Here is a 13,754-nt window from a genome sequence, read left to right on the forward strand (position 1 = left end):
GCTGAGTCTAGCCCTCCAACTCCTTGAGGTACTTCAAGCTGGTCGTGAGGCTACTCACGCCGTCACTCTGGTCTTGCTCGTAGAACACCGTCGCGCCCGCCGGGATGGCGGCCAGCACGCTCTCCAGCGGCACCTCGCCGGCCCCCAGCTCGACGGTGCGCCAGCCCTCACCCTCGCGGCGCAGGTCCTTGAGGTGCACCAGCGGGGTGCGGGGGGCGTAGCGCCGCAGATAGGCAGCCGGGTCGTGGCCCGCCGCGTAGGCCCAGGCACTGTCGAGTTCGAGACTGAGGCTGGGAGCGCGCTCCAGCAGCATGTCCAGAATCGGCTGGCCGCCTGCCTGCCCGCTCAGCTCGTGGTCGTGATTATGGTAGCTGAGGGTGATGCCCTCAGCGGCGAAACGCTGGGCCAGCGGCTCCAGACGCGCTGCCAGGTCGAACCACACCTGCTCGTCGTCGCTGCGAAAGTACGGGTAAGCCACCTGACTGATACCCGCCGCCTTCAGAAAGGCGATCTGGTTGTCGGTGTCGTGTTCCAGCGCCTCTCCGGGAATGTGGGCGCTAACCGCCTGAAGCCCCCGCTGACTGAGGGCGGCTTTGAGGTCTGTGCCACTGAGGCCGCCGTACTCACCGGCCAGCTCAACCTGGCGCACGCCGCTGGCGGCCACCGCGTCCAGGGTGCCGCCGAAATCGCGGGTGAGGTCGTTTCGCAGGGTGTACAGGGCCAGGCCAACAGCAGGGATCGGGGTCATGGGCAGTCCTCCAGAGAAAAAGTTGAGCGGCGGGGGTTGACGGGTTGATTTTACCGGTATAATTTAGCGGCAAATCCCCGCTTTGTAAATCTGTCCAGTCCGCCACTCAGTCTGCCGCGCCCTCTTGCCCCCGGAGTCACTGCCATTTCACCCGACGACCTGCCCAAGTTCAGCGCTCTTCCCAACTTCAAAGGCAGCGTGACGATTGCCGACGTGGCGCGTGCGGCGGGCGTCTCAAAGATGACCGTCTCGAACGTGACGAGCGGGCGGGTCGGCGTGCGGCCCGAGACCCGCGCCCGCGTGCTGGCCGCCATCGAGCACAGCGGCTACCAGGTCAACCCGCTGGCGCGCGCCCTGGCGGGAGGCAGAAGCCGCCTGATCGGCATCACCGTGCCGAGCCTGAGCTGGCCTTACGTGGGCGAGATCGTGCAGGGGGCCAGCCAGGCGGCGGAGGCGGCGGGCCTCGATCTGGCCGTATTTACCTGGCCCAGCGGTCAGCCGCTGCCCGACGGTCTGGCGCTACTGCGTCACCTCACCGGAGGGCTGCTGAGCATTCTGCCGCCGGACCTCGAAGACGAATCCATCTGGCCGCGCTCGGCCCCGTCGCCGCCGCAGGTCAGCGTGGGCGGGCCGGGGCGCTACCAGTTGCTGGTCGACAACTACGGCGGAGCGCGGCAGGCGGCAGCGTACCTGGCCGATCTGGGCCACACCCGTATCGCCCACATCGTGGGGGCCACCGACACTGCCCCACACGACGCTGCCGAGCGCCTGCGCGGCTACCGCGACGAGTTGCACTCTCGTGGGCTGGCCCTGCCGGACGCCTACGTGTCGCCCGGCACCTACCACGAGCGCAGCGGTCTGGACGCGGCCCAGGCGCTGCTGCGGCTGCCCGACCCCCCCACCGCCATCTTCGCCGCCAACGACGCGATGGCGGTGGGGGCCGTTCACGCCGCCCAGGACCTGGGGCTGCGGGTGCCGCACGACCTCAGCGTGGTGGGCTTCGACGATCTGCCCTCGGCCCGCGCCGTGCGGCCCAACCTCACCACCGTCCGCCAACCGCTGCGCGACCTGGGCCGCCTGGGCGTGCTGTGGCTGGGCGCACTGGCACGCGGCGAGCAGCCGTCCAGTCCCCATATCCTGCCCACCGAACTGGTGGTCCGCGAATCGAGCGGCCCCGGTCCATCCCGCTTCAAAGGAGTGTTATGACCCAACAACCTACGACCCAGCAGCCCACGACCCAGCAACCCCCCAAGATCGGCATCATCGGCACCGGCAACATCAGTGCGGCCTACCTCAACATCGCCCGCGAGCTGGGCGTGTTCGAGGTGGCAGCCATCACCGACCTCGACATGGCGCGTGCCGAGAAGCAGGCCGCCGAGCACGGCACCCAGGCGCTGGATCTGGATTCGTTGCTGGCCCACCCCGACATCGTGGCGGTGGTCAATCTGACGCCGCCCGCCGCGCACGCCCAGGTTTCGCTCTCCATTCTGGCGGCGGGTAAGCACGTCTACAGCGAAAAACCGCTGGCCGTCGAGCGTGCGGACGGGCAGGCCATCTTGCGCGCTGCCCAGGAGCGCGGGCTGCGGGTCGGCTGCGCGCCCGACACCTTCCTCGGTGCAGGCTTGCAGACAGCACGTGAACTGCTTGACGCGGGCCGTATCGGACGCCCGGTGGCGGCCACGGCCTTCATGATGGGCAGCGGGCCGGAAGCCTGGCACCCCAACCCCGACTTCTTCTACCAGCGCGGCGCGGGGCCGTTGTTCGACATGGGACCGTATTACCTCACGGCGCTGATCAACATGCTCGGTGGCGTCAGCAAGGTCAGCGGCAGCGCCATCAAGGCCCTGGAGCAGCGGACCATCGGCAGCGGCGAGCGTCAGGGTCAGGGTATTCAGGTGAACACGCCCACCCACGTCACTGCCCAGCTCACCTTCGAGGGCGGCGCGGCGGCCACCCTGATCACCAGCTTCGACACGCCCGCCAGCGATCTGCCGCGCATCGAAATCTACGGCACTTCAGGCACCCTCAGCCTGCCCGACCCCAACACTTTCGGCGGGCCGTTGAAAATCCGCTTGGCGGGCGAGCGCGAATGGCAGACCGTCGAGCTGACCCGCCCCTTTCAGGACAACGCGCGCGGCATCGGGCTGGCCGACATGCTCAGTGCGATCAGTTCGGGCAGCCCGCAGCGGGCCAGCGGCGAACTGGCTTACCACGTGCTCGACGTGATGCACACGGTGCTGGAAGCCGCTGAACAGGAGCGCACCCTGCCTCTGGAAAGTCGGGTCGAGCGCCCCGCCGCCCTGAGCGCCCAGCCGGAGTGGCTGAAGAGTTGAAGGGCGGGCCTGTTCAGCTCTCCAGAAGCCGCCGCACGATCACCTGATGGTCCTCAAAGAACTGCCGGGACCGTGAGAGGGCTGCGAGTGAAACCCATTCGCCGCCGCTCGCCTCGCCACGCACCACGTAGGCCGTGGTCGGCAGCGAGAGCGCGCGGGCCGGGTGGTCGAATATCCGCGCGCCCGGCGGCGCGGCCTCGCCCGCGGCCAGCAGCCTTCCTGGCAGGGCCAGCAGCCCGCGCCCGATCACCGCACGGCGGCGCTGCAAACGAAGCTGGTCTTCCTGCAAATCGAGCACCAGCAGTTCGCGCCGCGTCTGGCCGTCCCAGGCCGCCCGCTCTACCAGGATGGCCTGCTGCTCGGCCCGTAGCCGGGCAAAGACGGGCGTGCGCCGCCAGCGCTGCAAGAAGCGGCTGACCGGTTCGGGAACGTCCGTCACCGGCTGGCCCGCGAAGTAAGCCGCCCGCAGCTGCGTGGCATTGAGCTGGCCCGTGATGGGCGAAGGCTCGCGGGGCCATTCGGGAAACCACTGGAGGTAGTGACTGGAGGCGTCCTTCTCGAAGCCGACCAGCACCGGCTCCTCCTGACCCACTGCCCGCCGCACCCGGGCCGCCCAGCGCTCGGCATCGAACTCGTCGGGGAGAAAGGAAAAGCGCACCCGGCTCGGTGCCGTACCCTGCTGCTGCAAGGCGGCTACGATCAGGCGCTGTCGCTCGGCGGGCGTCCAGGGGTTCTTGCTGCTGCGGGCCAGATTGGCGCTGCCCAGCAGTACATGCAGCGAGGTGTGACGCTCCAGCGCCGATTGCATACTTGCCAGGTGGCCATCGTGCGGCGGCTGAAAGCGCCCGATGTAGACGGCGGTGCCCACTGGCCGCCCCGCCTACAGCCCGTGAAGCTGCCGCAGCGCTTCGCTGAGCTGATCTCGCCGCTGTTCGAGCCCGGCGCTGAGGGCCACCCGGTAGAGGTGCGGATTGAGCAGCCGCCGCGTGCCGTCCGGCAGGGCGGCGAGTTCGCCTTGGGCCCGGTGCTGAATCTGGAGCAGGGTGCCTGGCGGCCGCGTGCGCTGTCCACCCTCATGCACCACCCGGCGCGGGTCGCTCCAGGTCAGCTCAGGTAAGCGCAGGCGGCGCAGCGGGTTGCTGGGGTCGCTCACCGGCTGGCCCACTTGGGGGGGGTCCTCGTCCGCCGCCGCAATCACGTCCAGTGCCAGGCGGCCCGCCGCGTCGAGGCCGCGCCAGACCCGCTTGGGGCCGGGCAGGCTGGCCTTGCCGGGGTCGCCGGTCAGCTTCATGCGGTCCTGGCCGCCCAGCGCCACCAGTTTGTAGACGCCGCCCAGCGCGCCGCCGCCCTCGCCCCCCCCAGTGGCGAGCTGAGTGCCGACGCCGTACACGTCCACCTGACCCCCGCCTTTGATCACCGACTCGATCACGAATTCCGAGAGGTCGTTGCTGGCGACCACCTGGACCTCATGAAAGCCCGCCGCGTCGAGGCGCTCGCGCACGCGGGCCGACAGGTAGGCCAGATCACCGCTGTCGAGCCGCACGCCGCGCAACCCGTGCCCCTGGGCGCGCAGTTCGCCCGCCACCGTCAGGGCGTTGGGCAGACCGCTCTCCAGCGTGTCGTAGGTGTCGAGCAGCAGCGTGGTGGTGTCCGGGTACAGCTCAGCGTAGGCGCGAAAAGCGGCCAGCTCGGTGCCGAAGCTCGCTACCCAGGCGTGGGCATGCGTGCCGGTGGCGGGAATGCCGTACAGGGCGGCAGCCTGCACGTTGCTGGTGCCTGCCGCGCCGCCCACGAAGGCCGCCCGAGACGCGCTCAGCGCGCCGTCCGGTCCCTGTGCCCGGCGCGCGCCGAACTCCACCACACTCGCCTGTGCGCCAGCCGCGTACACGCAGCGGGCCGCCTTCGTGGCGATCAGGGTCTGGAAGTTGAGGACATTGAGCAGCGCGGTCTCGACGAGCTGCGCTTCCCACAGCGGTCCCTCGACGGTCAGCAGTGGCTCGCCGGGAAACACCACCCGCCCCTCCTCGAAGGCCGTGACCCGGCACGAGAAGCGCCAGTCGTTGAGGGCGGCCAGGAAGTCGGGCCTGAACACCTTCAGGGCCGCCAGATCGCTGAGATCGGCCTCGCTGAAGTGCAGACCGCTCAGGTAGTCCAGCGCCGGTTCCAGTCCGGCCCACACGGCGTAGCCGCCCCGGTAGGGGTTGCGGCGGTACGACAGATCGAAGGTGGCTGTCTGCCGGTGCATGTCCTGCACGAAGTAGCCCTGCATCATGGTGAGCTGGTACAAATCGGTCAGCAGCGGGCTGAGAGGAGGAGCGGTCATACCTTGCCGAGCATACTCGCTGGGGGCGGGCAGCGCGGTGGCATACTCGCGGCATGACCGAACCCGCTTCCGATTCCAGCCTGCGCCAGCAGATTCGCGCCGAACTCTCGGTGCAGCCCGTCATCGACCCCGAGCGCGAGGTGCGCCGCCGGGTGGACTTTCTGGTTAGCTACCTCGAATCCACGCCCGCCCAGGGCTTCATTCTGGGCATCAGCGGCGGCCAGGACAGCACCCTGGCCGGGCGGCTATGCCAGCTGGCTGCCGAGCAGTTGCGGGCGCGCGGCCGGGCTGCGACCTTCTGGGCGGTGCGCCTTCCCTACGGGGTGCAGGCCGACGAGGCCGATGCCCAGACCGCCCTGGCTTTCATTGCGCCGGACGAATGCCTGAGCGTCAACATCAAATCGGGCAGCGACGCGGCGGCCCAGGCCTGCGCCGAGAGTCTGGGGCAGCCGCTGAGCGATTTCGTGCGCGGCAACGTCAAGGCGCGGCTGCGGATGGTCAGCCAGTACGCGCTGGCCGGACAGCTCAGCGCGTTAGTGGTCGGCACCGATCACGCGGCGGAGGCAGTAACGGGCTTCTTTACCAAGTACGGCGACGGCGGCGTGGACCTGACCCCGCTGACCGGCCTGACCAAGCGCCAGGGCGCAGCCCTCCTTCAGCACCTCGGCGCGCCGGAGAGTACCTGGCGCAAAGTGCCCACCGCCGATCTGGAAGACGACCGCCCCGGCCTCAGCGATGAGGTGGCCCTGGGCCTGACCTACACCCAGATCGACGCTTACCTCGAAGGCAGCGAAGTGAGTGACGAGACGGCCCGGCGGCTGGAGGCCCTGTACCTCGCCACCCGTCACAAGCGCGCCGTGCCCGCGACCCCATTCAGTTGAATCAGGCGTTCCGTTGAAGTCCGGCTCAGACGCCCACCGACATTCCGCTGCGGGCGCTCTCGTAGCCGCCCAGCACCAGCCGCACGCTCTCGCGGCCATCCTCGCCGGTACAGACGATGGGCGCGCCCTCGGTGATACTCCTGACGAACGCCTGCACGCTACGGTGGTGGGCGATGGCTGAATTTTCCAGACCCGCAAAGTTGTACCAGGTCTCGTCGGTCTGCCCCCAGCTGCCGCTGCCTAAGCTGCGGCTGACGAAGCGCAGCCGGGGATCGCCCAGGCGGTTGCTGCACTCCAGTGCGCCCTCGCTGCCGTAGACGGCGAAGCTCTCCTCCCAGCCGGTGGCGGTCCAGGCGTTCTCCACGCTGCCCAGCGCCCCGCTCTCGAATTCCAGGCTGGCGACGCTGGTGTCTTCCACCTCGATGTCGAATTTCAAAGTACCCATACGTGCGAAGATGCTGCGCACGTCGCCGCCGAAGTGCCGGGCCAGGTCCATCATGTGACAGCCGTTGTCGAGTAGGGTGCCGCCGCCGCTGGCCTGCAAGCTGCCGAAGGCCCCGCGTACTTCCTCGGCCCCGCCCCAGTCGTGGGCCTGGCGCAGCCGCATGAACGTCACGCGCCCGATGCGGCCCTCGTCAATCAGCCGCTTGGCGGTCTGGACGGCGGGGTTCGAGCGCAGGTGGTGGTTGGTCTGCAAGATGGCCCCACTCTCCCGCGCCGCTGCGATCATTTCGTCGCAGGCGGCCAGATCGAGCGACAGTGGCTTCTCGCACAGGACGTGAATGCCGCGCCGGAGGGCCGCCAGCGCGGCGGGCGCGTGGTAGGCGTTGGGAGTGCAGATGCTCAGCGCCTGAATATCCTCGCGCTCCAGCATCTCCTCGAAGCTGAGGTAGCCGCGTGCATTCCACTCGGTCTCACGCCGCGAGCGGGTGCCCTCGCTGGGATCGGCGAAGGCCACGACGTTCGCCCCGGCCAGCTGGTAGCCCTCGAAGTGCCGCAGCGAGATGGCCCCGGCCCCGATGATGGCGGCGTTGAGCAGCGGCCCGGTCAAGATTGGGTCTCCGGCAACTGCTCCAGAGGGATGGGCCGGTGGCCGAATGAACGCGGCGCGCTGGCCGTCGGTCTGGCCCAGTGGGCGGCGTTGGCGATGACCTGCTGAATGGCCGGGTGGTGGTAGGTCGGGTAGGTCTCGTGGCCGGGGCGGAAGTAAAAGATCTTGCCGCTGCCGCGCGTGAAGGTGCAGCCGCTCCTGAACACCTCGCCGCCGGAAAACCAGCTCACGAACACCAGCTCGTCGGGCGCGGGGATGTCGAAGTGCTCGCCGTACATCTCCTCAGCCTCCAGCTCGATGTACTCGCCCACATCCTGGGCGATGGGGTGCGCCGGGTTGACGACCCACAGCCGCTCCTTGTCGTTGCCCTCGCGCCACTTGAGGTCGCAGCCGGTGCCCATCAGCAGCTTGAAGACTTTGCTGAAGTGCCCGGAGTGCAGCACGATGAGCCCCATGCCGCCCAGCACACGGGTCACCACTTTGGCGGCCACCTCGTCGGACACGTCGGCGTGCGCCTTGTGGCCCCACCACACCAGTACGTCGGTGTTGTCCAGCACCTCGTCCGTCAGGCCGTGCTGCGGCTCGTCGAGCGTGGCGGTCTGGACTCCGGTAAAGCCGTGCGCCCGCAGGCCGTCAGCGATGACCTGGTGAATGCCCTGCGGATACACGGCGCTGACTTTGGGATTCTCTTTTTCGTGGCGGTACTCGTTCCAGACGGTGAGGCGCAGATCACGCTGTGGTTGGGTCATGACGCTGCTGAATCTAGCGCCTCGCCGGGCCGGGTGCAGCAGTTGGATAGAGGAGAGGGAACGCGGCGGACCCGGCGGGCCCGCTGGCCTCATGATAGAGAAGCGGGTAGGGTGTCTTGGTCTGCGGCCCAGTCACTCAGCGGCCTGGCAGCGACCTGGCCACGTTGACCCTCTTCAGCCCCGCTCTACGCTGAGGCTGTCTTCTCCCACCACAGTTCGGTTCTACCCAAGGCCACTTCCGTTCTCGCCGTTTTTCTGGAGGTTTCTGATGACATCTGCCCTGACGCCCCCACCGCCCGGACCTTCGATTCACGGAGTCGCGTGACCGCCCGCGCCCGAACACTGCCCGCCAGTGGGTACGCCAGAGTGTCGTGGTGGCTGTTCGTGCCCACCCTGCTGCCGGTCATCGTACTGTCGGTCTGGCCGCTGCTCCAGGGCGTCTATCTGGGGTTCACCGATTACACCCTGGGCGCAGACAGCCGCAAATTTGTCTGGTTTGGCAACTTCGCCAAAATGTTCTCGGATCGTCAGTTCTGGAGCTCGTTTCAGATCGGGGCCATCTGGACGGTGACGGTCACGGCGGGGGTGATCGTGCTGGGCATGGGGCTGGCGCTGCTGCTCAACGCCCGCTTGCCGGGTCAGGCGGTGGCGCGCGTGCTGGTGCTGATTCCCTGGGCCATTCCGCCGGTCATCAAGGGCATGATCTGGCGGCTGATCTACCACCCGACCAGCGGCTTTCTCAACGGCTTTCTGCTGTCGGTGGGCGTGCTCAAGTCGCCCATCGACTGGCTGGGCAGCTTTACCTGGGCCTTGCCCGCCGTGATCGTGGTGGGCATCTGGACTGGGCTGCCGCAGGCGACGGTGGTGCTACTGGCGGGGTTGCAAACCATTCCTGACGAACTGAAGGAAGCGGCGGCGCTCGACGGGGCGTCCAGCGGCCAGCAGTTTCGCTACGTGACCCTGCCGCTGATGATGCCGGTCCTGCTGGCCGTCACGGCGCTGGAATTCATGTGGAACTTCAATTCCTTCGGTCTGGTCTACACCCTCACCGAGGGCGGGCCTGCCGGAACGACCCGCCTGCCGATGCTGTTCGCTTACGAGGAAGCCTTCCGATACGGCAACATCGCCTACGCCTCGGCGCTGGGCCTGGTGATCGTGCTCATCATCGGTCTGGTGCTGCTCTACAGCGTCCGCAGTCAGTTTCTGACGGCCACCAAGGCGGCGCAATGACCGCTGTGCCAGCGCTTCGTCCGCGCAAGTCCAGGTTCTCACCCGCCCGACTTCTGATGTCGCTGCTGCTATGGGGCTTTGTCGCGTTTCTGGCGTTCCCGGTACTGTGGCTACTCTCCACTGCTTTCAAGTCCAGCGCCGAACTATTCACGGTCTCGGGCTTCTGGCCCAAGTCGCCCACCCTCGGCAACTTCGTGGAGGCCGTCACCGACCTGGGTGTGCTGCAAAGCGCCTTCAATACCTTCAAGGTCAGTATCGTCTCAGCGGCCCTGACGCTAGCGGTGGCCACCCCGGCGTCTTACGCGCTGGCGCGGCGGCCCAGCGGCATCAACAAAGCAGTGATGATCTGGATTCTGGTGACCCAGACCTTCCCGGTGATCCTGATCATGGTGCCGCTGTTTCTGATTCTGGCCCGCCTGGGGCTGGTCAACACCCACCTGGGCCTGATTCTGGTGTACGTGGTCTGGAGCCTGCCGTTCGTGCTGTGGATGCTGCAAGGTTACATTGCGGGCATTCCGGTGGAACTGGAAGAAGCGGCAGCGGTGGACGGCGCGACGCCGTTTCAGGCCATTCGCCACATCCTGGTGCCGCTGATGCTGCCCGCCCTGGTCGCCACCGGTTTGTATGCGTTCATCAACGCCTGGAACGAATTTTTCTTCGCGCTGGTGCTGCTCAAGTCACCGGAGCTGCTCACCATTCAGGTCAATCTGTCGCGGCTGCGCGGCGTCGAAGGGCTGGCCCGCTGGGGTCCGCTGGCGGCGGGCAGCGTGCTGGCGACCATTCCAACGTTGATTTTGTTCGCCTTCATGCAGCGCCGCCTCGTCTCGGGCCTGCTGGCTGGCGGCGTCAAAGCCTGAGTTGGAAAGCTTAAGCTAAGATGAACCCCGACCGTCTTTCTCCGTTGCACGCCAACCCTTCACGTTCAAAGCGAGGCATCGTCATGAATCCATCCAAAAAGTCCGCCCTGCTTAGCGCCGCTCTGCTCGTGACCCTGGCCCCCAGTGTCTCAGCGCAGGCGAGCGCTCCGGTTAAGCTGCGCTTCGTCAGCCTGGCGTGGCAGACCCAGGCCATCGCCGCCGTCAAGACCGCTGTGGCCGGGTGCAACGCCCAGAGCAAGAGCTATCAGGTCGATTATCAGCAGGTGTCGTGGGATTCCATTCAGGACTACCTCACCACCTCCTTCGAGGCCAAGAACGTGCCGGACGTATTTCACTACGAGTCCACGCCGGTGATGGAATTCGGCATGCGCGGCTACCTCACTGACCTCTCCAAAATGGTGCCCGCCGAGATGAAAAAGGACGTGGCCAGGGGAGCCTGGGACACTGTGACTGCCGACAACGGCAACATCTACGGCGTGCCGTTTTTGTGGGAATCGCTGATCACGCTCTACAACAAAGACCTCTTCAAGGCGGCGGGGATCCGGGTGCCGACGGTGGCCAAACCCTGGTCCTGGGCCGAGTTTCAGCAGGCGTCCAAGAAGCTGACGATCGACAAGAACGGTGACGGTACGCCGGACCAGTACGGCTCGGCCTTCGGGCTACGCGCGCCCACCAACCGGATTCTGAATCTGGCGCTGGGCTTCGGCGGCAACTACTTTTACAAGAGCGGCAACAAGTACGTCGTCAAGGTGGGCGATAAGGAAAAGGCGCTGCTCAAGATCCTGATGGACATGCACTACGCCGAAAGATCGGCGTCCCCCGACGGCCTGACTGCCCAGAGTCCCGAACTGTTCGCGGGCTTTTTCTCCGGCAAGTTCGCCATGCTGCCGGGCATCGGGGTGTGGGCACGCCAGACCATCGCCGAGAGCGGTCCCAAGAATTTCAACTGGGGCGTGCTGCCGCCCATCAAGGCCACCAGTCAGGCGCAGGGATCGGCCACCCAGACGCTGAGCATTCCGGCAGCCTCGGCGCACAAGAAAGAAGCCATGCAGTTCATCAACTGCCTGACCAACCGCACCAACGACGGCAAGCTGGCGGCGGGCGACTGGCTCTTTCCCACCCGCACCTCGTCTTTGAAAGGCTCCTACTTTCAGTCCGCCGACAACGGCTGGAAAGTCGCCTCCGAGTCGGCCAAGTACCTGACGATGGCTCCCTTTCAGGAAGTCAACGGCTTTACCGAGGTGAAAAGTAAGGTGCTGACCCCGATTTTCCAGCAGTTGCTGGCTAACCGCATCACGCTCGATGACGCGGCCAAGCAGATTGAGCAGCAGGGCAATGAGGTGCTGGCGAAGTACTACAAATAGATCTCGGCTTCTCTATTCGGTGGCGCAACGGGTGAACAGAGCTGACCCGGTGATGGGTGAAGTAGGGGGCCTGTCACTGTGCTTTCTTGAGCCGCATTGCCTCCAGCGTGCCGGAGATGGTCAGCTCGTCCGCACCTGTACGTGGAACAGCCTGGAGATTTTTGCAGTTCCATATCGAATCCGATTTGTTTCGTGGTCGGATGAAACCGTCTGCGGGAAACGATCTACTTGAGTCGGTACCCGTCATGACTGCAAAAGTGGAGATAAGTTGGAAAAGCGAGATCCTGTCATCCAGCCAATCCAAGGTCTTGCTTTCCCACTCTGCTGGCACGATAGTTCATCTCATTTTCATGTCGCAGGTATTTTATAAAGATTGTCGCCAATCGTTTCAATCCAGGCGCAGCGCCGCCCTGTGAAGTCCCGGTCTCTCTCAGGAGCACCATAAACAATCAGATTTCCGATCCTCTGGAACAGTCCGCCTCAGAAGTCGCTCAGCCACTCCAGAACTCCTACCAGCCCCCACTCTCACGCCACTGGGCAAGTGGTCGGCCCTGACCCTGGCGCAGAGCGTGCCGATCGTGGTGGGCAGTCACTACAACCCGTTTACGAACACATGGTCTAAATAACAGCTTGACCTTCTCGTCTCCCCGCACCTGGTGATGCAGTCACTTGGTGTCGGCGTCAGTGCCAAGGCGTGCAGAGCGTAGATTGATCACGGCCCGTACAGACCCCAGCGGGTGGATCGGGTCAGCTTCCAAGTTCGCTCTCTGAGCTGTGCCAGTGGGTCGCTGCGGAAGCGCTGGAGACGGCCCTATTTTTGCTAGGACCTGTCAGCAATCCGCCGTCCCAGAGATAGGCAGCAAATTCCTCCCGTGAGTTCTTGGCACCCGGTGAATGGCACGCTTATGACTTGGGACACGCACACGCTCACGTGATCACAATATAAAAACGACTTTCATCCAGAAATAACAAAGCGGTCAGGCTGCTGAAGGTACGGCGTGCGAAGCACTGGGCAACGGCGTCCGGCGTCCCTCAAAGCATTCTCTGGAGACTAGCGTTTTTTATAGGTAATGTGGCGGCGAAAGATCGGGTCAAGCGTTTTGTAGCTGATCTTCAACCCGGTAGCGGTTTCCAGCAGGTCCGCATGCGCTTGCAAAGTCACGTCCCGGTGGGTCTCGAGCTGCGTCAGGAGCTGCTGCGCATGGAGAGCCGTCACCGTGCGGTGCCGACCCGTCGGTTTGGCAACAACGTGCAGGGTATTCTGGCGGTGCCGTTTCAGATAGCTCTTGACGGTATCGACATGGACAGTGCCTACGCCATAGCGCTCGCTAAAAGTGACGCGATGGCGAAAATCATCAAGTCGTGCAAGGGCTGCACCGTGCTGGAAACCCGCGTGCAGTCGCTGGGGATCGCCACCAAGGACATGCCCACCGTGACCGCCAGCCTGCTGCAAAAGTACGGTGCGAAGTGGAATTATTCGCTGGGCATCAACGACCTGTACTTCGACGGGATGCTGCCCGCCCTGACCGCCGCCGGTATCAATCCCACCGGCCAGCTCTCCAACAGCTCGGCGGGTGACGGCAGCCAGAGTGCCTATCAGCGCATCCGCACTGGTCAGTATCAGGACGCCACCATCCCGGAGCCGGTCAACTTGCAGGGCTGGCAACTCATTGACGAACTCAACCGCGCCTTCGCGGGCCAGAAACCCAGCGGCTTCAGCATCCCGGTGCATATCGTCACCAAGGCCAATATCGCCTATGACGGCGGGGCCAAGGACAGCTTCGATCCGCAGAACGGCTACAAGACCCAGTACCGCAAGATCTGGGGCAAGTAAGGTGAGCGGCCCCGAACCTGTGGATTTGCTCGCTCTGGCGGCAGCCCAGGCTCGGGGGCCGTACAACCACATCTTCATGGCAGGGTCCGGTCACCGCGCCCGCCTGACCCTGACCACTGCGCCCGGCCCCTGGCACCATCATCCCAACACGCCCGAAACATTCATGGTGCTGCAGGGCGTGCTGGTGCTGGAATTCAGGGATGGGTCAGCAGTGCGCCTGCCAGCCGGTTCGGCCCTGACGGTGCCCACCCATGTCAGCCACCGCTCTATGCCGGAAGGTGGCAGCGGACGGGCCGTGAGCGTGAGTCTGGAAGTCCAGAACCAGCAAGTTATTCTGGAGATTGAAGAAGAGGAGAACTGATC

General features: G+C 65.6%; 14 protein-coding genes. 9 read left to right on the forward strand and 5 right to left on the reverse strand.

What is annotated here, in order from left to right; genetic code table 11:
* Positions 1-7: 7 nt before the first annotated feature.
* Positions 8-748 (reverse strand): sugar phosphate isomerase/epimerase family protein, encoded by a 741-nt coding sequence (locus GUI70_RS04135; RefSeq protein ID WP_161881032.1) that lies wholly within the window; start codon positions 746-748, stop codon positions 8-10.
* Between the two features lie 198 nt (positions 749-946).
* Here GUI70_RS04135 and GUI70_RS04140 point away from each other — a divergent pair, with 198 nt between their 5' ends.
* Positions 947-1,954: a LacI family DNA-binding transcriptional regulator gene (locus tag GUI70_RS04140; protein ID WP_237724688.1), complete on the forward strand. Its 1,008-nt coding sequence runs from the start codon at positions 947-949 to the stop codon at positions 1,952-1,954.
* Positions 1,951-3,081: a Gfo/Idh/MocA family protein gene (locus tag GUI70_RS04145; RefSeq protein ID WP_161881033.1), complete on the forward strand. Its 1,131-nt coding sequence runs from the start codon at positions 1,951-1,953 to the stop codon at positions 3,079-3,081. The genes GUI70_RS04140 and GUI70_RS04145 overlap by 4 nt, the downstream gene beginning before the upstream one ends.
* Positions 3,082-3,094: 13 nt before the next feature.
* On the opposite strand, the gene GUI70_RS04150 is transcribed toward GUI70_RS04145, so the two are convergent.
* Together GUI70_RS04150 and GUI70_RS04155 are read right to left on the reverse strand one after the other, a co-directional pair.
* Positions 3,095-3,949 (reverse strand): adenylyltransferase/cytidyltransferase family protein, encoded by an 855-nt coding sequence (locus GUI70_RS04150; protein WP_161881034.1) that lies wholly within the window; start codon positions 3,947-3,949, stop codon positions 3,095-3,097.
* Between the two features lie 12 nt (positions 3,950-3,961).
* Positions 3,962-5,404, reverse strand: coding sequence for a nicotinate phosphoribosyltransferase (locus tag GUI70_RS04155; protein ID WP_161881035.1), 1,443 nt, complete (start codon positions 5,402-5,404; stop codon positions 3,962-3,964).
* A gap of 53 nt (positions 5,405-5,457) precedes the next feature.
* Between GUI70_RS04155 and nadE the strand changes: the two genes are divergently transcribed.
* On the forward strand, positions 5,458-6,285 hold the full coding sequence (gene nadE / locus GUI70_RS04160; protein ID WP_161881036.1) for an NAD(+) synthase: 828 nt from the start codon (positions 5,458-5,460) through the stop codon (positions 6,283-6,285).
* 25 nt (positions 6,286-6,310) lie between these two features.
* Here the strand turns inward: nadE and GUI70_RS04165 are convergent, their stop codons facing one another.
* Positions 6,311-7,336, reverse strand: coding sequence for a Gfo/Idh/MocA family protein (locus GUI70_RS04165; protein WP_161881037.1), 1,026 nt, complete (start codon positions 7,334-7,336; stop codon positions 6,311-6,313).
* Positions 7,333-8,085 carry a ThuA domain-containing protein gene (locus tag GUI70_RS04170; protein ID WP_161881038.1) on the reverse strand — a complete coding sequence of 251 codons (753 nt, stop codon included), beginning with the start codon at positions 8,083-8,085 and terminating at the stop codon, positions 7,333-7,335. Before GUI70_RS04170 ends, GUI70_RS04165 begins: the two co-directional genes overlap by 4 nt.
* Positions 8,086-8,406: 321 nt before the next feature.
* On the opposite strand from GUI70_RS04170, the gene GUI70_RS04175 reads away from it, so the two are divergent.
* From GUI70_RS04175 to GUI70_RS04200, 6 genes are all read left to right on the forward strand, one after another.
* On the forward strand, positions 8,407-9,315 hold the full coding sequence (locus tag GUI70_RS04175; protein WP_237724689.1) for a carbohydrate ABC transporter permease: 909 nt from the start codon (positions 8,407-8,409) through the stop codon (positions 9,313-9,315).
* Complete coding sequence (locus GUI70_RS04180) at positions 9,312-10,172, forward strand: carbohydrate ABC transporter permease (RefSeq protein WP_161881039.1); 861 nt, start codon at positions 9,312-9,314, stop codon at positions 10,170-10,172. The genes GUI70_RS04175 and GUI70_RS04180 overlap by 4 nt, the downstream gene beginning before the upstream one ends.
* 83 nt (positions 10,173-10,255) lie before the next feature.
* Positions 10,256-11,557: an ABC transporter substrate-binding protein gene (locus GUI70_RS04185; protein WP_161881040.1), complete on the forward strand. Its 1,302-nt coding sequence runs from the start codon at positions 10,256-10,258 to the stop codon at positions 11,555-11,557.
* A gap of 86 nt (positions 11,558-11,643) precedes the next feature.
* On the forward strand, positions 11,644-11,973 hold the full coding sequence (locus GUI70_RS04190; RefSeq protein WP_161881041.1) for a hypothetical protein: 330 nt from the start codon (positions 11,644-11,646) through the stop codon (positions 11,971-11,973).
* A 728-nt stretch (positions 11,974-12,701) separates the two neighbouring features.
* A complete protein-coding gene (locus GUI70_RS26050) occupies positions 12,702-13,391 on the forward strand; it encodes a type 1 periplasmic-binding domain-containing protein (RefSeq protein WP_161881042.1) in 690 nt (229 codons plus the stop codon).
* Between the two features lies 1 nt (position 13,392).
* Complete coding sequence (locus GUI70_RS04200; RefSeq protein WP_161881043.1) at positions 13,393-13,752, forward strand: cupin domain-containing protein; 360 nt, start codon at positions 13,393-13,395, stop codon at positions 13,750-13,752.
* The last annotated feature ends 2 nt before the right edge of the window (positions 13,753-13,754 follow it).

The sequence above is a fragment of the Deinococcus alpinitundrae genome, from assembly GCF_009982895.1.
GTDB lineage: Bacteria > Deinococcota > Deinococci > Deinococcales > Deinococcaceae > Deinococcus > Deinococcus alpinitundrae.

What these genes read in the sequence shown, in the direction of transcription:
- nadE (WP_161881036.1), top strand. Translation starts at nt 5,458, where the DNA reads ATGACCGAACCCGCTTCCGATTCCAGCCTGCGCCAGCAGATTCGCGCC.
- GUI70_RS04145 (WP_161881033.1), top strand. Translation starts at nt 1,951, where the DNA reads ATGACCCAACAACCTACGACCCAGCAGCCCACGACCCAGCAACCCCCC.
- GUI70_RS04170 (WP_161881038.1), bottom strand. Translation starts at nt 8,085, where the DNA reads ATGACCCAACCACAGCGTGATCTGCGCCTCACCGTCTGGAACGAGTAC.
- GUI70_RS04155 (WP_161881035.1), bottom strand. Translation starts at nt 5,404, where the DNA reads ATGACCGCTCCTCCTCTCAGCCCGCTGCTGACCGATTTGTACCAGCTC.
- GUI70_RS04185 (WP_161881040.1), top strand. Translation starts at nt 10,256, where the DNA reads ATGAATCCATCCAAAAAGTCCGCCCTGCTTAGCGCCGCTCTGCTCGTG.
- GUI70_RS26050 (WP_161881042.1), top strand. Translation starts at nt 12,702, where the DNA reads ATGCGCTTGCAAAGTCACGTCCCGGTGGGTCTCGAGCTGCGTCAGGAG.
- GUI70_RS04135 (WP_161881032.1), bottom strand. Translation starts at nt 748, where the DNA reads ATGACCCCGATCCCTGCTGTTGGCCTGGCCCTGTACACCCTGCGAAAC.
- GUI70_RS04180 (WP_161881039.1), top strand. Translation starts at nt 9,312, where the DNA reads ATGACCGCTGTGCCAGCGCTTCGTCCGCGCAAGTCCAGGTTCTCACCC.